This window comes from Arthrobacter sp. NicSoilB8 (assembly GCF_019977355.1).
Taxonomy (GTDB): Bacteria; Actinomycetota; Actinomycetes; order Actinomycetales; family Micrococcaceae; genus Arthrobacter.
This window is the reverse complement of record NZ_AP024655.1, coordinates 4028640-4048015: the sequence shown is the minus strand read 5'-3', so window position 1 is coordinate 4048015 and position 19376 is coordinate 4028640. Positions and strand designations below refer to the sequence as shown.

Below are 19376 nucleotides of genomic sequence, written 5' to 3'. Positions count from 1 at the left end.
CCATGGGACAGAACCGCCGCGCGGAGACTCCGCTGTCCCGCCGCCGCGTCCTGACGGCCGGCGGCGCCGCCCTGGCCGCCGTGTTCGGGCTGTCCGGCTGCGCCCAGGACGATGCCCTTGCCAAGCAGGCCAAGGCCGGGGACAACAAGAACTACGTGGCCGGCGACGGATCCGTCACCGAGTTCGCCGTCGCGGACCGCAAGAGTCCCGTGGAGCTCAAGGGGACGCTGTTCGACGGCACCGCGGTCACCTCGGCGGACTTCCCCGGCAAGGTCACCGTGCTGAACTTCTGGTTCGCCGCCTGCGCGCCCTGCCGGGTCGAGGCGCCCTCCCTCGAGGCGCTCAACCAGGAGTTCAAGAGCCAGGGCGTGCAGTTTTTCGGCGTGAACCTGCGCGACGAGAAGGCCACGGCCGACGCGTTCGACAAGACCTTCAAGTTGACCTATCCGAGCTTCAACGACAAAGACGGCGCCGTGCTGCTGGCAGTCTCCGGCCTCGTGCCGCCCGGTGCCGTGCCCACCACCCTCGTGCTCGACAAGCAGGGCCGCGTCGCGTCGCGGGTGCTCGGCGAGATCCAGCAGGGCACCCTGAAGTCCCTCATCGCCGCCGCCGTGGCCGAGTAGCGCGGTCCGCCCCGTGAACAGCCCCTTTGCCGAAGCCATCCTGAACGGGTCGCTCCTGCTGGCCATTCCCGTCGCGCTCCTGGCCGGCTTCGTCTCCTTCCTCTCGCCCTGCGTCCTTCCGCTCGTGCCCGGATACCTCGGCTACGTCACCGGCCTGACCGGCGTGGACCTGCAGAAGCAGCGGCGCGGCCGGATGCTGGCCGGGATAGGGCTCTTCGTCCTCGGGTTCTCGGTGATCTTCGTGCTCCTCGGCGGGGCGTTCGGGCAGCTGGGCAGCCTCATCACCGGCTCGCAGAACAAGTGGATCACCCAGCTGCTGGGCGTCCTGGTGATCATCATGGGCGTCGTGTTCATGGGCGGCTTCGGCTGGCTCCAGCGCGACGCCAAGATCCACGCCAAACCTCCGGCAGGACTGTGGGGGGCGCCCTTGCTGGGCATCACTTTCGGGCTGGGCTGGGCCCCGTGCATCGGCCCCACCTACTCCGCGGTCCAGCTGCTCAGCCTCTCGGGCGGATCGTCGGCGGCCAAGGGCGCGTTTTTGGCGTTCGTGTATAGCCTTGGGCTGGGGATCCCGTTCCTGGTGATCGCCCTGGCCGTGCGCCGCGGCATCGGCGTGATGTCCTTCTTCCGCCAGCACCGGCTCGCCATCCAGCGCACCGGCGGCGGCATCCTGATCCTGCTCGGCATCCTGATGGCCAGCGGCGTGTGGGGAACCTGGGTCTCCGGGTTGCAGTACTGGTTCCAAACCGATGTGAAATTGCCGATCTGATGAGCGAGCGCGTGAACGTAAAGAAGAAATCCCCGAAGCCTGACGTCGTCCTGCCGTCGCTGGGTCCGCTGGGCATGCTCCGCTGGGCGTGGACGCAGCTGACCAGCATGCGCACGGCCCTGTTCCTGCTCCTGCTGCTGGCCGTCGCCGCCGTGCCCGGTTCGCTGTTCCCGCAGCGCCCCGCCAACCCGGCCATTGTCACGCAGTACATCAAGGACCATCCGGACTACGGGAAGATCCTGGACTCGCTGCAGCTCTACGATGTCTACTCCTCGGCGTGGTTTTCCGCGATCTACATCCTGCTGTTCGTCTCGCTGATCGGCTGCGTGATCCCGCGCGCCATCGCGCACTACAAGGCGATGCGCTCCCAGCCCCCGCGCACGCCCGCCCGCCTGTCCCGGCTCCCGGAATACGGCACCCTGGTGATTCCGGCCGACGCCGGGATCCCGGCGTCGGAGGCCATCACCAACGCCGCGGAGCTGCTGAAGAAGCGCGGCTACCGCGTCGATGTCCGGGACCGCGACGGCGCGCGGCCCTCCCTGGGGGCCGAGCGCGGCTTCCTGAAGGAAGTCGGCAACCTGGTCTTCCACACCGCGCTGATCGGGGTGCTGGTCTCGGTGGCGGCCGGCGGCCTCTACGGCTACAGCGGGCAGCGGATCCTGGTGGAGGGCGACACCTTCGTCAACACCCTCGTCGGCTACGACCAGTTCACGCCCGGCACCAACTTCCAGAGCAGCCAGCTCCAGCCGTATTCGGTCCAGCTGGACAAGTTCAACATCACCTTCGACCGTGAATCGAAGGGCAAGTTCGGACAGCCCATCGACTTCAAGGCCGAAGTGACCACGAAGGAGAACCCGGACGCACCCGCCAAGAAGGAAGTGCTCAAGGTCAACGACCCCCTCAGCCTAGGCGGCACCAGCGTGTACCTCACGGGCAACGGCTACGCTCCTGTGGTCACCGTCCGCGACGGCGCCGGCAACATCGCCATGCAGGGTCCCGTGGTCGCCAAACTCCAGGGCGAGAACTACTACTCCTCCGTGGTCATCAAGGTCCCGGACGCCAAGCCGGAACAGCTCGCCTTCGCCGGGTTCTTCCTGCCGACGGCCTTCATCACCGACAAGGGCGTGTCCTTCAGCGGCGACCCCGAGCTCATCAACCCGCAGCTGACCCTGAACTCCTACTTCGGTGATCTCGGTCTGGACGCCGGCTCCCCGCAGAACGTCTTCGAACTCGACGTCAAGAAACTGACGCCGCTCAACGCCAGGAACCTGGACACCAAGGGCATCGTCCTGGCGCCCGGCGGAAGCTACACCCTGCCGAACGGTAAGGGCTCCATCAGCTTCGACGGCGTGAAGCGCTACATCGGCGTGGACATCCACCACAACCCCGGCCAGCTTTACGCCCTGATCTTCGCGCTCCTGGCCGTCGCCGGGCTGGTCACCTCGCTCTACGTGAACCGCCGCCGCGTCTGGGTCCGCACGGGCACCCATGAGGACGGCCGCACCATGGTGGAGTACGGTCTCCTGGCCCGCGGCGAGGACCATCGCCTGGCCGGGGAGGCCGCGGCCATCCGCCAACTCCTGTCCGGCGAATGGCTGTTGGACGAGGACGCCGCATCCGGTTCCCAGCCCGCTCCCAGCAGGACAGCGGATAATGACCGGGCGGATAGCGCCGGCACTGCAACAGGCAGCACGGCAGACGGCGCGCACGCCACCCCTGAACAACCCGAAGAAGACTTCATCCAGTCAACAGCCGGCTCCTCCAAGTCGAAGAAGGATCAGTAATGTTGTTCTCGATCAACGAAACCATGGGCCAGTACAGCGAGCTCTTCATGCTGCTGGCGGCCGGCACGTACACGGTGGCCTTCATCGCCTTCGCCTGGGACCTGGCCAAGAGCAGCAAGGTGCTGCGCGCGGTGGACCTCAAAGCCGCGGAACTCTCCGGACAGACGGCCGAGGCCGCCCGCGTGCCCGTCGGCGTCGGTGCCGGGACCGCCGGAGACGACGTTGACCGCACCGATTCGGACGTAAGCGGACCCGCGGGACGCGCCGAGCGTCCGACGTCGGCCACCGGCCGGGGTGCCGCGGCCGGCGCGGGCCAGACCGCCGACGGCAGCATGCGCTACGGCGGCGAGCGGCGTGCCCCGGCCCGGGTCGCCGTCGCGCTGACCGTCCTGGGCGCGGCCATCCATGCGGCTGGCGTGATCACGCGCGCGCTCGGCGCGGGCCGGGTTCCGTGGGGCAACATGTACGAGTTCCTCACCACCGGCGCGTTCGTTGCCGTGGCTGTCTTCCTGCTCGTGCTGATCCGCCGCGACCTGCGCTTCCTGGGCACGTTCGTGATCGGCCTGGCCATCATCATGCTGGTTGCGGCCTCCATCGCCTTCTGGACGCCCGTGGGCCACCTTGTGCCTGCGCTGCAGAGCTATTGGCTGATCATCCACGTTTCCATCGCCGTGATGTCCTCAGCCCTGTTCACCCTGACGTTCGCCATGTCCGCGCTGCAGCTCGTGCAGTCGCACCGGCAGAAGACCATCGCCGCCGGCGGTGCCGACAAGCTCGGGTTCATGCGTCTGGTCCCGAACGCCTTGAGCCTGGAGAACCTGTCCTACCGCATCAACGCCATCGCGTTCGTTGGCTGGACCTTCACGCTCATGTTCGGCGCCATCTGGGCGGAGAAGGCCTGGGGCCGGTTCTGGGGCTGGGACACCAAGGAAGTCTGGACCTTCGTGATCTGGGTGGTCTACGCCGGATACCTGCACGCCCGGGCCACCCGCGGCTGGACCGGAACCCGCGCTGCCTGGCTGTCGATCGTCGGCTACCTGTGTGTGGTCTTCAACTTCACGATCGTGAACCAGTTCTTCAACGGGCTGCACTCGTACTCGGGGCTGTAAACCGCACCCCCAGTCCACGTCTTGCCACGAATGGCCGCCAAGCTACCCCGTTTGGCGGCCATTCGTGTCAGATGAGAGCTCTGTGGTGCGGTGTGTGCGGCTGGGGTACCAAGTTCTGGCGTGGCGGCCATTCGTGGCACGTGGGCGCTCTGTGGTGGGCTGAGGCGCTGTGGCGCGGCCGGGTCACCACGTTCTGGCGTGGCGGCACCGGGTTGCCCCGGCCTCGGCCGCCCTCCTGGGCGGGTTCTTTTCGGGACTTCGCGGGCCCGCACTTCATCGGTTCGCCACAGATGGCCGCTACGCCGCCGCCCTTAGCGGCCATTCGTGTCAGATGAGTCCGGTGTGGCGCGAGCACGGTGACGTCGTCCCGGCTCCGGAACCGAGCCGGGGGACCAGCCGCGCTCCGTCAGTGCCGCACGTACGCGGGTAACCGCAGGCGGCTCCATCCCCGGGGCGACGGGGGTCAGGTGCCATTGGGTCAATACGACGACGCGCCACCCGGCATCCCTGGCATTTTCATCCCGGAAGATGTCGCTGCGACGCTGGGCAGGACTGGCGTGATGGCCGCCGTCGTACTGAATCGCGATCTTTTCTTGCTCGTAGGAGAGGTCCGGGTCCTGGATCCAACAGCCGGCCTCGTCGAACATGGGGACGTTGATTCCGGGTTCGGGCAGCCCATGTCGAATCAGAAGCAGCCGGAGTTCGGTCTCTTTGGGGGAGTCCGTGTCGGCGCGTATCAGGGAACGGGCACGCATAGCGTGGCGGTAGCCCGCCCGGCCATGCTTCCCGTCGAGGAATGCGTCCAGCCTGTCGAGCGTGGTCAGGGGATTTCTCCGCCGCAACAGGAAGTCGCCGGCAATCACCAATTCATCGAGGCTCAGTATGCCGGCGAGATCGAACCACGTCCGCAGCGGCGAAGTACAGCTCACCCGGGCACCGGACACGATCTCCTCCGGTTCGAGTGACTGCTGATGGCCCACCACATGCTTATGCCGCACGGCCCGCCGGCCCGGCCGACTCGTCAGATGGATGACAGTCAGGTTCTCCAAGGCCCGAGGCAGGGGGAGGCCCCACAGCACTGCCGCGGACAGATGGCTCACGACTGCGCCCGTCACCGCAGTCAGGGCATGCGCGCGTTCCAGCAAACTATCCGGGGTGAGGGCGGTGACGCGCACTCCGTGACAGGGGCTGAGAAGATCCCGGGCCCGGGTCCGTCGTCGGCTCAGTCCGGCGGTGCGGGCTTCGGCCACGGTGAAGGGCTGGTTTCGAAGGTGCGGGGGTAGCTGACTGGGCTCGTGCACATGAGCATTCTGCGCCCGCACCGAGCCGGCTCGGAGGTTATCCACAGAGCGGGCGGGGTGTGGGGGAGGAGCGGGCGGTGTGAGCGGCAGGCGCGGAGCGGATGAGTGGCGGCGATCTGCCGGAGATGGCCGCTGTGAGGCGGGGATTCCGGCCATCTGCGGCGAATGGCCGCAGTTAGGATGGCCCGGGCAGCAATGCTGCTATTTAACTTCGTCGGTCCCCTGTGTTCCCGCGTCGCCGGGCTCATGGGCATCGCCGGCGCTTCCGGTGCCGCTGGCTTCCGCGGTGCCGGCGTCGAGCTTGTTCTGCTTGGCGTCGTACTCGGCCTTAAGCTTCTTGAGCCTGTCCTCCTCGGCCTGGTTGCGGCGGCGAATTTCAAGGTTGCGCAGGAATTCGGGGTCGTCGTCGGGCGCTATCGGGTGGCTGTAGACGACCGGAGCGACGTCCGTGGCGCGGGGGCGCCCAATGAGGAACCACAGGATGGCGCCGACCACGGGGAGGAGGACCTGCACGAAGATCCAGGCGGTCTTGGAGATGCCCCTGGTCAGCCGTGCGTCAGTGCGGATGAGGTCGACCAGCCCGTAGACAAATACGGCCAGTATGACGATCGGAACCACTACTCGGAGCATATCTTCAGTCTAGCCGTCAGGCGGCCCGACGGCGCCGGTCACCGGGGCCCGGTACGGGCCGGCGGCACTGCAGCCCCGCCCCGGCCGCGGGGAGTATTGCTGCCGAAGCCTGGCAGCCGTTCTGGCGGCTAAACTTGAGGGGTGGCTTTCCTCAAATACACCCTAATTCGGCTGGCGCTGTTTGCGCCCCTGTTCGTGCTTTTCCTCTACCTGCAGCTGGGGGTGCTCCTGGCCGCGCTGTGCGCCGGGATGATGGCGTTCGCCATCAGTTTCCTGTTCTTCCAGAAGCAGCGCGACGAGGCCACGGCAACGCTCCACCACCGGTTCTCGGGCAAGGCCAAGCCGCTGCGCAGCGCAGGCGAGGTGGCTGATGCCGAGGCCGAGGACCGTCTCGTGGACGCGAACCCGGAGATTGCCGTCCGCGCCGACAACCGCCCCAAAGACTCCTAACCCCCGCGCACTCCCGGCAGCCCCGGGCCGGAACCCTCGGGCCGGCAGCCTCGGGCCGGAACCCGGGCGTGCCACGGGACCGCAGGCTTTGATGCGGGGCAAGCCTGGCCGGCCTGTGCCACGGCACCCCGCGGCCCCGTTTTGGAAGGCGTGCTCCGGCGCCCCGGCACCGCCCGAAGCCCCGGCACCGCCCGAAGCCCCCGCGCCCCGGGCCTAGAAGCCGTGGCTCAGGACGAGTCCGAGTGAAAACAGCGCGGCGAAGCCGAGGTTGATGAGCCCGGTCTGCTTCAGGACCGGGATGAGGCTCTTGCGGCGACGCCCGGAAATCATGAGCCAGGACGGCATGAGGCTGGCGGGGATCAGCAGCAGCACGATCAGCATCCAGGGCCGGGCGGGGGCCAGGACGATGACCAGCAGGATCGCGACGGCCAGCATCAGCACGTAGCTTTCGCGGGCGTGCTTGTCCCCGAGCCGCACGGCCAGGGTCTTCTTCCCGGACTTCCTGTCGGTCGGGATGTCACGCACATTGTTGGCCATGAGCAGGGCGCACGCGATCAGCCCCGTGCCGATCGCCCCGATGATGGCGGCAAGGCTGAGCTGGCCCGCCTGGGTGTAGGTGGTGCCGAGCGTAGCCACGAGACCGAAGAACACGAACACGAAGACGTCGCCCAAGCCGAGGTAGCCGTACGGGTTCTTGCCTCCCGTGTAGCCCCAGGCGGCGAGCACGCAGCCGACGCCGACCAGGATCAGCCACCATGCCTGGGTGATGATCACCAGGATCAGGCCGAACAGCATCGCCAGCCCGAACGCCGCGAACGCGGCCCGTTTGACGTGCTCCGGGCTGGCCGCGCCCGAGCCCACCAGCCGGAGGGGGCCCACCCGGTCCTCATCCGTTCCGCGGATGCCGTCCGAGTAGTCGTTGGCGTAGTTGACCCCGATCTGCAGGAGCAGGGCGACCAGGGCGGCCAGCACGGCGTTCAGCAGGATGAACGAATCCATCTCGTACGCGGCTGCGCTGCCGATCAGCACCGGCGCAATCGCGGCGGGCAGGGTGCGCGGTCGGGCGCCTTGGATCCATTGTGCGGCTGTAGCCACGGTCAGTACCTCGTTGATTGGTTGAATACTCGTTGGTTTGTTGAATAGCCAGTCGGCCGGAAGCCAGGGGCAGCTTGTCTATTTTCCCTGATGCAGCGCGTCCAGCAGGACCGTCATGCCCACGCGGTCCGGTTTGCCGTTGGGCAGCATGAGCAGTTCCGCGGCGGCCAGGACCGTTTTCGGGGCCAGCGCACCCAGCGCCGGTCCCCAGGTCTCGTTCCGGCGGCCGGTGAACGCCGCCATCCCGTCGGGCGTGCTGTCGGCCACCGCCACATACGCGGCGAGGGCCTGGCCCCACTCGGCGGAGGGCACTCCGGCCACAAAAGCCGCCCGCACGCCGTCGAGCTTCTCCAACTCAGCCTGCACATGCGCGGCCGAAACCTTGACGCCGCCGGTGATGACGACGTCGTCGGCCCGGCCGAGCACGGTGAGCCGGCCGTCGGCGTCCAGTTCGCCGAGGTCGTTGGTCCGGTACCAGCGGACGCCGTCCTCGTCGGTGAAGGTCTCCGCCGAGAGCTCGGGGGCCCCCAGATACCCGGCGGCGATGGTTGGGCCGCCCAGCAGGATGCGGCCGTCGTCCGTGACGCGGACCAGGACATCTTCAAGCGGGAACCCGTCATACACGCAGCCGCCGCAGGTCTCGGCCGAGCCGTAGGTGGTCACCACGTTCACCCCGGCGTCCCGGGCGGCCGCGAGCAGCGCCGCGGGCACGGGGCCGCCGCCGAGCAGGATGGCGTTGAAACGCCGCAGCACAGCGAGCGTCTCGGCCGAGGGCGTGTCCAGCAGCCGCTGCAGCTGGGTGGGCACCAGCGAGGTGAAGCGGATCTTGTCCGTGAGCTCCAACGCCGCGGCCGTGAAGGCCTCCGGAGTGAAGCCGCCGGTCATGTCCATGACCCACGGGCGGGTGCCCGCGAAGAGCGAGCGGACCAGCACCTGCACGCCGGCAACGTACTGCACGGGCAGGGCCAGCAGCCACTGGCCCTCGCCCTTGAGCGCAAACGCGGTGGCCACTGACGAGGCCGCCAGGGCATCAACGGTGAGGACGGTGGCCTTCGGCGCGCCGGTGGACCCGGAGGTCCGCACCACGACCGCCGCGTCCTCAATGCCGGGCGTTGCGGGGAACGACAGCACCGGCGAGCCGTCCGGCCCGGCGGAAAGTTCGACGGCGGGTCCCTCGCCGTGGAGGGCAGCAGCCAGCGCCTTGAGCGCGGGTTCGATGTTCATGGCTCCGGAAGTCACAGCGCGCCTTAGAAGTAGTGCGGAAATTTGGACCAGTCGGGGTCGCGCTTTTCGAGGAAGGCTTCCTTGCCCTCCACGGCCTCGTCGGTCATGTACGCCAGGCGGGTCGCTTCGCCAGCGAAGACCTGCTGGCCGGCCAGGCCGTCGTCGGCCAGGTTGAACGCGAATTTGAGCATGCGGATGGCCTGCGGCGACTGCCGGGCGATGTCGGCGGCGTATTCCAGGGCGACGTCCTCGAGCCGCTCGTGGTCCACGGCCTCGTTCACCGCGCCCATCCGGACCATGTCCTCGGCGGAATATTCGCGGGCCAGGAAGAAGATTTCCCGGGCGGACTTCTGGCCGATCTGGCGGGCCAGCAGCGCGGAACCGTACCCGGCGTCGAAGCTTCCCACGGTGGCGTCGGTCTGCTTGAACTTTCCGTGCTGCCGGGAGGCGATGGTGAGGTCCGAGACCACGTGGAGGGAGTGCCCGCCGCCGGCGGCCCAGCCGTTGACGACGGCGATCACCACCTTGGGCATGGTGCGCATGAGCCGCTGGACTTCCAGGATGTGCAGCCGGCCGGCCCGGGCGGGGTCGATGGTCTCCTGCGTCTCGCCGTCGGCGTACCGGTACCCGTCCCTGCCGCGGATCCGCTGGTCCCCGCCCGAGCAGAACGAGTGGCCGCCGTCCTTGGGGGAGGGGCCGTTGCCGGTGAGCAGGACCGTGGCCACATCCGGGGTCATCCTCGCGTGGTCCATGGCTCGGTAGAGCTCGTCCACGGTGCCGGGCCGGAAGGCGTTGCGGACCTCGGGCCGGTTGAAGGCGATGCGCACCGTGGGCAGGTCCCGGACCACTTCTCCGTCGGCGGAGCGCTCCACCTGCCGGTGGTAGGTCATGTCCTGGAAGTCGTCGAAACCGGACACGGTGCGCCACCGGGTGGGGTCAAAGACGTCGGATACCTTGGCGGGGATTTCGTTGCTCACAGTCCGAGTCTAGTAATCGGCTCAGCTGATGCAGAACTCGTTGCCTTCCGGGTCCGCCATGGTGTGCCATTCGTGCGGTCCCTGGTTGGCGGTCCAGAGGAACGTTGCGCCGCGCGCTTCGAGGGCCTGGCGCATCTCGTCCTTGTCCGCGCCGGCGAGCCTCACGTCCCAATGGATCCGGTTCTTGACGGTCTTTTGTTCCGGGACCGTCTGGAAGAGAATGCGGCGGGCCGGCGATGCGGCGTCGAGTTCCTCGGGCGGGCGGATGGCGGCCCCGGCGCCCCACACGAGCCTGCCGTGATGGACCAGGGTGTCCGCCTCGGTGGCGAAGCCCTGCTCGATCATGGAACGGATGAATCCCTCATCCTGCGGCTCCACGGCCCAGTCCAGCGTCTCGGCCCACCAGTCGGCGAGCTCATGGGGGTTCCTGCAGTCCACGGCGATTTGGATGTTCAGTGTCATGGAAAGAACCTACGACGCCGGGGCCCGCGCCGGAAGGTGCCCGGGCCGCGAAAGTTCCCACCGTCTCCAAGCAACGCGGGGTCAGATACGGCCCATGTTGGCCCCCGGAATGGGCCGGATGTGACCCCGCGTTGCTTTGGCTAGCCTTGGACCTGCTGCAGCTGTTCGAGGACCTCCGGCGGAATCGCGTAGATGAAGACGACTGCCAGCAGGTTCTTGGAAGCGTGGACGAAGTAGGAGAACATCACGTTGTTCCCGGTCCAGACATATACGAACACCAGGACGGCGCCCATGGCGAGGTAGGGCATCAGCACCTGCAGGGTCATTTGCTCCTGGCCCACGATGTGCAGGGCCGCGAACAGGACCACCGACAGGGCGCAGCAGATCCAGATGTTGATCCGGCGGCTCAGTTTGCCGATCAGCAGGTGGCGGAAAATGTATTCCTCGACGAACGGGCCCACGATCACCAGCAGGGGAACCATGAGCCAGACCGGGACCTGCTGCATAAGCGCCTGGAGGCCGGCCTGGTTGGCGGAGGTCTGCACCGGTCCGCTGACGGCCACGAGGGCCGCAGTGAGGATGAGCATCGCCACGACGGCCAGCGGCACCATAAGTGCGGTGAACCAGGGCCTCGTGGCAAGGACGCGGAGATCCCGGCCGGCAACGCGCCGCGCGGCGGCCAGGGCCAGGACGCCGATGGTCGCATAGAAGATCAGGTTGACGGCGTAGGACGCCACGGCAGGGTTCGGCGAGATCTGCAGCATCAGGGGCACCAGCAGATCGCCGGCCACGGCAAAGAATGCGGCCACCGCCACGTAAAGCCCGGCGGTGATGAAATCGAGCCGGGAGAACCGGTAAAGCTCCGGTTGCGGCGCGGGTGGAGTGCGGAGAGCTGTGCCCATGTCCCCAGCCTAGCGCCGAGGAGGAGTGGGGCATTCAAGTACAAGAGGCGGCAGTCGCCCCAGTGCCTCGGCAAGAGTCGACGGTGCCATACTTGAGGACGCAGGCTGCCGCGGGCTGGCCGGGCACTTTATTGCGAGGACTCCTTGAGCGAACATCTGCGCCTGACGGGCGTATCCCATGGTTACGGGGACCGCCAGCTCTTTGCCGGCGTCGAAATGGCCATCACGGCCGGTGAACATGTGGCGATCGTCGGCGAAAACGGCGCGGGCAAATCCACGCTGCTCCGGATCCTGGCCGGCCTCGAGACCCCGGACGAGGGCACCGCCGTCAGCCAGGGCCGCGTGGGCTACCTTGCCCAGACCCACGGCCTGCCCGATCAGTTCACCGTCAGCAACGCGATCGACGCGGCGCTGGAGTCGCTCCGCGCCCTGGAGGCCGAGCTGGACCGGCTGGAGGACGGGCTTGCCGACGCGGAAGCGGACGAACTGGAGCGCTACGGAAACCTGCAGACGCAGTATCAGCTCAGGGAGGGCTACGCCGCGGAATCCCGGGTGGAGGCCGCGCTGGACAGGCTTGGCCTGGGCGGGCTGGACCGGATGCGGAGCCTGGGTTCACTCTCCGGCGGGGAACAGGAACGCGTGGCACTGGCCTGCGTGCTGGCCGATCCCGCGGACATCCTTCTCTTGGATGAACCCACCAACCACCTGGACGCCAGCGGCACGGCCTGGCTGGAGGCGCGGCTGGCGGCTCATCGCGGAACCGTGGTGGTGGTCTCCCACGACCGCGTGCTCTTGCGCAAAGTAGCCTCAACCGTGATTGAGGTGGATGCCGAACGCCGGACGGTCAACCGGTATGGCAACGGCTATGAAGGCTACCTGCGGGAGAAGGCTGCCGAACGCCAGCGCTGGGCGCAGCAGTACCACGGGTGGCTGGATGCGATGGCTGCCGAACGGCTCCAGGCGGACACGGTCGCGGGGAGGATGGGATATGCCCGCCAACGCGACGCCGACAAGATGGGGTTCGACTTCAAGGCCGGCACGTGGCAAAAGGCGGCTTCCAGCAAGGTCCGCAATGCCCAGGAGCGTCTCCGCAGGCTGGAGGCAAACCCCGTCGACCGCCCTCCCGTGCCCCTGAAGCTGGCGACGGATCTGCGGGCGGACGAGGCGGCGGGCCCCGCTCTTGAAGCGAAGGGGGTGGCCGTACCCGGCCGCCTGGAGTCCACGGATTTCCGGGTGGAAGCGGGTCAGAAAATCCTCATTACGGGCCCCAACGGAGCCGGCAAGTCCACGCTGCTCTCCGTCCTCGCGGGGACCCTCGAACCGGCCAAAGGCACGGTGGCCAGGCACGGCCGGATCGGCTACCTGCAGCAGGAACTGGAACTCCCGCGGCGCCCGGCATTGCGGCTCCTGCCCGCTTTCGCCGCGGGCCTGGGCGGCAACATCGATGAGCACGCCGAGGCACTGCTGCGCCTGGGGCTCTTCCGGACCAGCGAGTTCCACGTCCCGGTGGGCAGCCTTTCCGCAGGGCAACAGCGCAGGCTGGCGCTGGCCCGGCTCCTGCTGGGCGGGTTCGGGACGATGATCGTGGATGAGCCCACCAACCATCTCGCGCCCGTCCTGGTGGAACAGCTGGAGGCGGCCCTTTCCGGCTTCGTGGGCACGCTGGTCATGGTCAGCCACGACCGTGCCCTTGGGGCGTGGTTCAACACGTGCGCCGGGCACGGTGCCGGGGCCGGGAACTGGCGCCGGTACGCCATGCGGGACGGTGCCGTGGCCCAGCAGAACGACGTACCGGGATTTCCGGACTCCAAATAGAACATTATTCGGCCATTTCCCGAATCATGCGCCATTAATTAGGAATACTGCCCCTTCGGTGTTGCCCGCGTCACGGTCCGGCCCGGAATTCTAGTACGATGGATGAGCCGCGCGAAGCTTTGACTTTGTGAGGTTCGGTACACGCTGCCGCCCCGCCGGGGCAAAAACGCATGTTGTGTAGCCGAATCCCGGTCCCGTCCCGGCCCTAATCCGACCTGCAAGGAACTGTTGTGCCACCAAGTACTTCCACCGAACTTCAGAGCGCGCCGGCGCAACCCGCCGTCGACTCGACTCTCAGCGCCGAGGGCTACAAGAAGACCCTGAGCGGCCGCCACGTGACCATGATCTCGATGGGCGGCGCGATCGGCGTCGGCCTGTTCATGGGTGCCGGCGGGCGCCTGGCCTCCACCGGCCCGGCGCTGATCTTCTCCTACGCGATTGCCGGCGTGATCGCCTACCTGCTGATGCGGGCACTGGGCGAGCTCATCATGTACCGCCAGACCTCGGGCTCCTTCGTCAGCTACGCCGGCGAAATGTTCGGCCGGAAGGGCGCCTTCATCTCCGGCTGGATGTACTTCATCAACTGGGGCATGACCGGAATCGCGGAACTGATCGCGATCGGCCTGTACTTCCAGTTCTTCTTCCCCAACGTGCCGGTGGAAGCCTCTGCGATTGCCGCCCTCGCGCTGCTGGTGGCCGTAAACCTGTTCAGCGTCAAGGCGTTCGGCGAGTTTGAATTCTGGGCTTCCTGCCTCAAGGTCGGCGCCATCCTGATCTTCCTGGCCGTCGGCACCTTCATGGTGGTCACCAACGCCAAGGTGGGCGGGGGCCACGCCTCCGTGGCCAACCTCTTTGCCGACGACGGCGGGATGTTCCCCAAGGGCGCCCTCGTCATGGTTCTCGTCCTCAACGCCGTGATCTTCGCGTACAACGGCATCGAACTCGTCGGCATCACCGCCGGCGAAATGGAAAACGCCAAGCGCGAAGTGCCCAAGGCGATCCGCGCCGTCGTGCTGCGCATAGTGGTGTTCTACGTCGGCTCCGTGCTCCTGCTCGCCATGCTGCTGCCCTCGGACCAGTACAAGGCCGGCGTCTCCCCGTTCGTCACCGTCTTCGGCCAGATGGGCCTCGGCTGGGTGGGCGACGTCATGAACATGATCGTCATCACCGCCGCGCTGTCCTCCTGCAACTCGGGCCTGTACTCGATCGGCCGGGTGTTCCGCACCATGGCCAACAACGGACATGCCCCGCAGTGGCTCACCAAAATGTCCAAGCGCCACGTGCCCTACGCGGCCATCCTCGCCATCGCCGCGTTCTACCTCGTGGGCATCCTCCTGAACATCTGGCTCGGCGGCTCGCACGCCTTCGACCTCGCGCTGAACACCGCCTCGATCGGCGTGATCTTCACGTGGGGTGCCATCTTCGCCAGCCAGATCGCCCTGCGCCACCAAAAGGGCCGCGTCTCCAGCCTCCCGATGCCGGGCTCGCCCTGGACCAGCTGGGCCGGTCTCGCCGCGCTGCTGGCGATCACCGTGCTGATCGGCTTCGACACCATGACCAGCAAGACCGGCGAGGTCTTCCACCTGGGCCTGTGGACCCTGGCCACCGTTCCGTTCTTCGCCCTGCTGCTGTGGCTGGGCTGGCAGAAGGTCAAGAACAACGGCCCCAAGAGCGAGCTCTTCAGCTAGGACCGCCGGACCGGACGCGCACCGCATCCAACTGCACCGCGTTCAACTGCACCGCATCCAACTGCACCGCGTTCAACTGCACCGCATGACGACGGCGGCAGTCACCTCCAGGAGGTGGCTGCCGCCGTCGACGTTTAACGCTGCGTCTCGCCTTGCGTCAGTAGCTGGCGGGGCTGCCGCCAGACTCAACCGCCGGGTCAGCCGCCGGGGCCGGCGGGATGTATGCGGCGGCGAGTGCCTCGGAGCCGCGGGCAAGCAGCGCCACGTCGGCGCCCACCAGCACGAAGGCGGCGCCCGCGGCCAGGTAGGCGCGGGCCGTCGCCGGGTTGAAGGCGTTCACGCCGGCGGGTTTGCCGGCCGCTGTGGCGGCGGCGAGGCAGTGTTCGACGGCGGCGCGGACCCGGGGGTGTTCCTGCTGGCCCAGCAGCCCCAGGGAGGCGGCGAGGTCGGAGGGGCCCAGGAAGATCGCGTCCACGCCGTCCACGGCGAGGATCTCCTCCACCGCGGCCACCGCGGCTTCGGATTCGATCTGCACGGTGACACTCACGGTTTCGGTGGCGCGGGCGAGGTAGTCGGGAATCCGGTTCCAGCGCGCGGCCCGCGCCAGGGCGGACCCGACCCCGCGGACGCCCTGCGGCGGGTAGCGGGTGGCGGCCACGGCGGCCTGGGCCTCGGCGGCGGAGTTCACCATGGGGATCAGCAGGTTCTGCACGCCCAGGTCCAGGTACTGCTTGATGAGCACGGTGTCGTTGACCGGCGGCCGGACCACCGGGTGGACCGGGTAGCCGCGGACGGCCTGCAGCTGGGCCAGGATGGATTCCAGGCCGTTGGGGCTGTGTTCGGCGTCGATCAGGAGCCAGTCCAGGCCGGAGCCGGCGCAGAGTTCGGCCACGAGGGGGCTTCCGGAGCAGACCCACATCCCGGCCAAAGGGCGGCCGGCAGCGCCCGTCTGGTTGCGCAGGGCATCCCGGAACGTGGCGTCGGGTTCTACTCGAAGCGGCATGTCACGACTCCCAAGGGTCCGTAATCGGCGTGGACGGTGTCGCCCTGGTACACCCAGAGGGGCCGGGTGAAGGAGCCGGCGAGGATGATGTCGCCGGCCTTCATCCCGTCCCCATGGGCGGCGATCTTGTTGGCCAGCCAGTGCACCCCGTTGGCCGGGTGGTCCAGGACCCCCGCCGCGACGCCGGTCTCCTCCACGGTCTGGTTCTTGTAGAGGATCGCGGAGACCCAGCGGAGGTCGACGGCGTCGGGCTTGACCGGGTTGCCGCCGATCACCATGGCGCCCATCGCGGCGTTGTCGGCGATGGTGTCCACGATGGTCCGGCCCTCCATTTCGATCCTGGAGTCCAGGATCTCCAAGGCCGGGACCACGTAGTCGGTGGCGTTCAGGACATCGAAGATGGTGCAGCCGGGCCCGGCGAGGTCCTTCTTCAGCACGAACGCCAGTTCCACCTCCACCCGCGGGTGGGTGTAGCGGTCCCACTGCACCGAGCAGCCGGTCTCCAGCACCATGTCATCGAAGATCGCGCCGTAGTCCGGCTCGGTGATGCCGGTGGCGGCCTGCATGGCCTTGGACGTGAGGCCGATCTTGCGGCCCACCAGCTTCCGGCCGGCGGCCTCGTTGCGGCGCCGCCACAGCTGCTGGACCGCGTAGGAGTCCTCGACCGTCATCTCCGGGTAGCGGGCCGTCAGCCGGGGGACCGGTGTCCTGGACCGCCCGGCTTCCAGCAGTTCGTCGGCGATGGCCTCAATGGTCTTGGCATCCAGCACGCTAGACCTGCGCCCCGAGCTTGAAGCCGCGTTCTTCGCCGGGTTCGCGGGTGTAGGCGAAGCCGTCCGCTCCGATGGTGACGGCCATTTCTGAGACGTCGGTGCGTTCGATGACAGGCTGCGGGTTGCCGTCGAGGTCCAGGACGAGGGAGGCCTCGGTGTACCAGGACGGGACCACGGGGTTGCCCCACCAGTCGCGGCGCTGGTTGTCATGCACGTCCCAGGTGATGGTGGGGTTGTCCGGATCGCCGGTGTAGTAGTCCTGGGTGTAGATCTCCACGCGGTGGCCGTCCGGGTCCAGGATGTAGAGGTAGAACGCGTTGGAGACACCGTGCCGTCCGGGGCCGCGTTCGATCCGGTCGCTGATGCGCAGGGCACCCATCTTGTCGCAGATCTGGATGATGTTGTGCTTCTCGTGAGTGGCGAACGCGACGTGGTGCATGCGCGGCCCGTCGCCGCCGGTCAGTGCGGTGTCGTGCACGGTCTGCTTGCGGTGCATCCACGCCGCGTAGGTGACGCCGTCGGAGTCCTTGATGTCCTCCGAGACGCGGAAGCCCAGGTCCTCGAGGTATTTGCGGCCGCGCGGGACGTCGGGGGTGACCTGGTTGAAGTGGTCCAGGCGGACGAGCTCCCCGGCGGAGTAGAGGTCGTAGCGCTGGGTGAGGCGCTCGACGTGTTCGGTCTCGTAGAAGAACTCGTAGGGGAAGCCCAACGGGTCCTCGACGCGGACGGAGTCGCCGATGCCCTTGGTGAAGCCGTCCTTGCGGCGTTCGGTGCGGCAGCCCAGTTCCTTGTAGTACGCCTCGGCGGCGTCCACTTCGGCGGGGGACTTCACCCGGTAGGCAAAGACTGCGACGGCGGCGATGGGTCCCTTGCGGAGCACCAGGTTGTGGTGGATGAACTCCTCCAGGGAGCGGAGGTAGATGACATTCTCGTCCTCCTCGGTGACGTGCAGGCCCAGGAGGTCAACGTAGAACTCCCTGGACTTGGCGAGGTCGGTGACGACGATTTCCATGTAGGCGCAGCGGACGATGTCCGGAGCCGGGACGGAAGGGGTGGGGACGAAGTTGGTCATGGTCTTCTCTCTTCTTTGAAAGGGGGTCTGGTTAATGTTCGACGGCGGTGGCTGGCTCGGGTGCCGGACGCCACCCAACTGACTCGCAGTAAGTGCCGTTTTGGAGCCTCATAACGGCCGCAAGTGCGAGTCAGTTGGGCTACGCGCCGAACTTGGGCGTGTGGACGGTGCCGAGGGTGATGTGGACGGCCTGCTGGTCGGTGTAGAAGTCGATGGAGCGGTAGCCGCCCTCGTGGCCCAGGCCGGAGGCTTTGACGCCGCCGAACGGGGTGCGCAGGTCGCGGACGTTGTGGCTGTTGAGCCAGACCATGCCGGCCTCGACGTTCTGGGAGAAGTTGTGTGCCCGGGTGAGGTTCTGGGTCCAGATGTACGCCGCGAGGCCGTATTTGGTGTTGTTCGCCAGGGCGAGGGCTTCGTCGTCGGTGTCGAAGGGGGTGATGGCAACGACGGGGCCGAAGATCTCCTCCTGGAAGATCCGCGCGTCGGGGGCCACGTCGGCGAACACGGTCGGGGCGATGTAGTTGCCCTCGGGCAGGTGATCCGGGCGGCCGCCGCCGGCGAGCAGCCGGCCTTCGGACTTGCCGATCTCGACGTAGGAGGCCACCTTGGCGTAGTGCTCCGGGTGGACCAGGGCGCCGACCTCGGTCTTCGGATCGTGCGGGTCACCGACCACGATGTTCTTCGCCCGGGCGGCGTACTTGTCGCAGAACTCTTCATACACGGCGCGCTCCACGAGGATGCGGGAGCCAGCCGTGCAGCGTTCGCCGTTGAGGGAGAAGACGCCGAACAGGGCGGAGTCGATTGCGGCGTCGAGGTCGGCGTCGGCGAACACGACGCACGGGGACTTGCCGCCGAGCTCCATGGACAGGCCCTTGAGGTTGGCCGCGGCGTTGCGGAAGATCGTCTGGCCCGTGGTGGTTTCGCCGGTGAAGGAGATCAGCGGTACGTCCGGGTGCTTGACGAGGGCGTCGCCGGCTTCCTCGCCGAGGCCGTTGACGAGGTTGAACACGCCGTCCGGGAGCCCGGCGTCCTTGAAGATCTGCGCCCACAGCGAGGCCGAGAGCGGGGTGAACTCGGCCGGCTTGAGGACCACGGTGTTGCCGGTGGCCAGGGCCGGGGCGAGCTTCCAGGACTCGAGCATGAACGGGGTGTTCCACGGCGTGATGAGGCCGGCGACGCCGATCGGCTTGCGGTTGACGTAGTTGATCTGGGCGCCGGGGACCTTCATGGCGTCGTCGAACTGGGCGACGATCAGGTCCGCGAAGAAGCGGAAGTTCTCGGCCGCGCGCAGCGCCTGGCCCTTGGCCTGGGTGATCGGCAGGCCGGTGTCGAAGGTCTCGAGCTCGGCGAGCCGTGCCTCCTGGGCCTCGACGGCGTCGGCGATCCGGTTCAGGACGCGGGCCCGCTCGCGGGGCTTCATCCTCGGCCACGGGCCGTTGACAAACGCTTCACGGGCGGCGGCGACGGCGAGGTCGATGTCCTCCTTCTGCCCGGCGGCGGCGGTGGCGTAGTTGGTGTTGGACACCGGGTCCAGGACGTCGAAGGTCTTCCCGCCCACGGAGTCGACGAATTCGCCGTTGATGTAGTGCTGGATGTGGGTGGGAAGGTCCTGCGGAACGTAGTGCGTGGTGGTAACAGGAGCAGTGAACGTCATTGTTGTCTTCCTAACTAACTGATAATGCAACGCGGGGTCACTTAC

The 19376-nt window shown here is 67.6% G+C and carries 18 protein-coding genes; 7 read left to right on the top strand and 11 right to left on the bottom strand.

The window, feature by feature from the left end; translation table 11 throughout:
* Window positions 1-2 precede the first annotated feature (2 nt).
* The 4 genes from LDO15_RS18245 to ccsB are packed head-to-tail and all read left to right on the top strand — an operon-like array spanning window position 3 to window position 4285.
* On the top strand, window positions 3-623 hold the full coding sequence (locus LDO15_RS18245; RefSeq protein ID WP_223980850.1) for a TlpA disulfide reductase family protein: 621 nt from the start codon (window positions 3-5) through the stop codon (window positions 621-623).
* Window positions 624-636: 13 nt separating this feature from the next.
* Window positions 637-1392: a cytochrome c biogenesis protein CcdA gene (locus LDO15_RS18240; RefSeq protein ID WP_223980847.1), complete on the top strand. Its 756-nt coding sequence runs from the start codon at window positions 637-639 to the stop codon at window positions 1390-1392.
* On the top strand, window positions 1392-3176 hold the full coding sequence (locus LDO15_RS18235; protein WP_223980845.1) for a cytochrome c biogenesis protein ResB: 1785 nt from the start codon (window positions 1392-1394) through the stop codon (window positions 3174-3176). The genes LDO15_RS18240 and LDO15_RS18235 overlap by 1 nt, the downstream gene beginning before the upstream one ends.
* On the top strand, window positions 3176-4285 hold the full coding sequence (gene ccsB / locus LDO15_RS18230) for a c-type cytochrome biogenesis protein CcsB (RefSeq protein WP_223980842.1): 1110 nt from the start codon (window positions 3176-3178) through the stop codon (window positions 4283-4285). Before LDO15_RS18235 ends, ccsB begins: the two co-directional genes overlap by 1 nt.
* Before the next feature lie 311 nt (window positions 4286-4596).
* Here ccsB and LDO15_RS18225 read toward each other — a convergent pair whose 3' ends face one another.
* Together LDO15_RS18225 and LDO15_RS18220 are read right to left on the bottom strand one after the other, a co-directional pair.
* Window positions 4597-5535, bottom strand: coding sequence for a hypothetical protein (locus LDO15_RS18225; protein WP_223980839.1), 939 nt, complete (start codon window positions 5533-5535; stop codon window positions 4597-4599).
* 252 nt (window positions 5536-5787) lie between these two features.
* Window positions 5788-6216 (bottom strand): PLD nuclease N-terminal domain-containing protein, encoded by a 429-nt coding sequence (locus LDO15_RS18220; protein ID WP_223980837.1) that lies wholly within the window; start codon window positions 6214-6216, stop codon window positions 5788-5790.
* 141 nt (window positions 6217-6357) lie between these two features.
* Here LDO15_RS18220 and LDO15_RS18215 point away from each other — a divergent pair, with 141 nt between their 5' ends.
* Window positions 6358-6666 (top strand): DUF4229 domain-containing protein, encoded by a 309-nt coding sequence (locus LDO15_RS18215; RefSeq protein ID WP_223980835.1) that lies wholly within the window; start codon window positions 6358-6360, stop codon window positions 6664-6666.
* Between the two features lie 213 nt (window positions 6667-6879).
* Here LDO15_RS18215 and LDO15_RS18210 read toward each other — a convergent pair whose 3' ends face one another.
* The 5 genes from LDO15_RS18210 to LDO15_RS18190 form a co-directional block, all read right to left on the bottom strand.
* Window positions 6880-7761, bottom strand: coding sequence for a 1,4-dihydroxy-2-naphthoate polyprenyltransferase (locus LDO15_RS18210; protein ID WP_223980833.1), 882 nt, complete (start codon window positions 7759-7761; stop codon window positions 6880-6882).
* A 78-nt stretch (window positions 7762-7839) separates the two neighbouring features.
* Window positions 7840-8985 carry an AMP-binding protein gene (locus tag LDO15_RS18205; protein WP_223987533.1) on the bottom strand — a complete coding sequence of 382 codons (1146 nt, stop codon included), beginning with the start codon at window positions 8983-8985 and terminating at the stop codon, window positions 7840-7842.
* A 23-nt stretch (window positions 8986-9008) separates the two neighbouring features.
* Complete coding sequence (locus LDO15_RS18200) at window positions 9009-9962, bottom strand: 1,4-dihydroxy-2-naphthoyl-CoA synthase (RefSeq protein ID WP_223980831.1); 954 nt, start codon at window positions 9960-9962, stop codon at window positions 9009-9011.
* A gap of 21 nt (window positions 9963-9983) precedes the next feature.
* Window positions 9984-10424: a VOC family protein gene (locus LDO15_RS18195; RefSeq protein WP_223980828.1), complete on the bottom strand. Its 441-nt coding sequence runs from the start codon at window positions 10422-10424 to the stop codon at window positions 9984-9986.
* 140 nt (window positions 10425-10564) lie between these two features.
* Window positions 10565-11326 (bottom strand): CPBP family intramembrane glutamic endopeptidase, encoded by a 762-nt coding sequence (locus tag LDO15_RS18190; protein ID WP_223980827.1) that lies wholly within the window; start codon window positions 11324-11326, stop codon window positions 10565-10567.
* Window positions 11327-11470: 144 nt separating this feature from the next.
* Here LDO15_RS18190 and LDO15_RS18185 point away from each other — a divergent pair, with 144 nt between their 5' ends.
* Together LDO15_RS18185 and LDO15_RS18180 are read left to right on the top strand one after the other, a co-directional pair.
* On the top strand, window positions 11471-13141 hold the full coding sequence (locus tag LDO15_RS18185) for an ABC-F family ATP-binding cassette domain-containing protein (RefSeq protein WP_223980825.1): 1671 nt from the start codon (window positions 11471-11473) through the stop codon (window positions 13139-13141).
* Between the two features lie 230 nt (window positions 13142-13371).
* Window positions 13372-14829, top strand: coding sequence for an amino acid permease (locus LDO15_RS18180; RefSeq protein WP_223980822.1), 1458 nt, complete (start codon window positions 13372-13374; stop codon window positions 14827-14829).
* 157 nt (window positions 14830-14986) lie between these two features.
* Here LDO15_RS18180 and LDO15_RS18175 read toward each other — a convergent pair whose 3' ends face one another.
* The 4 genes from LDO15_RS18175 to hpaE form a co-directional block, all read right to left on the bottom strand.
* A complete protein-coding gene (locus LDO15_RS18175) occupies window positions 14987-15832 on the bottom strand; it encodes an aldolase/citrate lyase family protein (protein ID WP_223980819.1) in 846 nt (281 codons plus the stop codon).
* A complete protein-coding gene (gene hpaH / locus LDO15_RS18170) occupies window positions 15817-16602 on the bottom strand; it encodes a 2-oxo-hept-4-ene-1,7-dioate hydratase (protein ID WP_223980817.1) in 786 nt (261 codons plus the stop codon). The genes LDO15_RS18175 and hpaH overlap by 16 nt, the downstream gene beginning before the upstream one ends.
* Before the next feature lies 1 nt (window position 16603).
* A complete protein-coding gene (gene hpaD, locus LDO15_RS18165) occupies window positions 16604-17677 on the bottom strand; it encodes a 3,4-dihydroxyphenylacetate 2,3-dioxygenase (protein ID WP_223980816.1) in 1074 nt (357 codons plus the stop codon).
* A gap of 139 nt (window positions 17678-17816) precedes the next feature.
* Entirely contained in the window at window positions 17817-19331 is a 1515-nt protein-coding gene (hpaE, locus tag LDO15_RS18160) for a 5-carboxymethyl-2-hydroxymuconate semialdehyde dehydrogenase (RefSeq protein ID WP_223980815.1), read from the bottom strand.
* Between the last annotated feature and the right edge of the window lie 45 nt (window positions 19332-19376).

Bases quoted from the DNA above. Each gene is read 5' to 3' on its own strand.
- LDO15_RS18245 (WP_223980850.1), top strand. From the start codon at position 3: ATGGGACAGAACCGCCGCGCGGAGACTCCGCTGTCCCGCCGCCGCGTC.
- LDO15_RS18235 (WP_223980845.1), top strand. From the start codon at position 1,392: ATGAGCGAGCGCGTGAACGTAAAGAAGAAATCCCCGAAGCCTGACGTC.
- ccsB (WP_223980842.1), top strand. From the start codon at position 3,176: ATGTTGTTCTCGATCAACGAAACCATGGGCCAGTACAGCGAGCTCTTC.
- LDO15_RS18220 (WP_223980837.1), bottom strand. From the start codon at position 6,216: ATGCTCCGAGTAGTGGTTCCGATCGTCATACTGGCCGTATTTGTCTAC.
- LDO15_RS18205 (WP_223987533.1), bottom strand. From the start codon at position 8,985: ATGAACATCGAACCCGCGCTCAAGGCGCTGGCTGCTGCCCTCCACGGC.
- LDO15_RS18195 (WP_223980828.1), bottom strand. From the start codon at position 10,424: ATGACACTGAACATCCAAATCGCCGTGGACTGCAGGAACCCCCATGAG.
- LDO15_RS18190 (WP_223980827.1), bottom strand. From the start codon at position 11,326: ATGGGCACAGCTCTCCGCACTCCACCCGCGCCGCAACCGGAGCTTTAC.
- LDO15_RS18175 (WP_223980819.1), bottom strand. From the start codon at position 15,832: ATGCCGCTTCGAGTAGAACCCGACGCCACGTTCCGGGATGCCCTGCGC.
- hpaD (WP_223980816.1), bottom strand. From the start codon at position 17,677: ATGACCAACTTCGTCCCCACCCCTTCCGTCCCGGCTCCGGACATCGTC.
- hpaE (WP_223980815.1), bottom strand. From the start codon at position 19,331: ATGACGTTCACTGCTCCTGTTACCACCACGCACTACGTTCCGCAGGAC.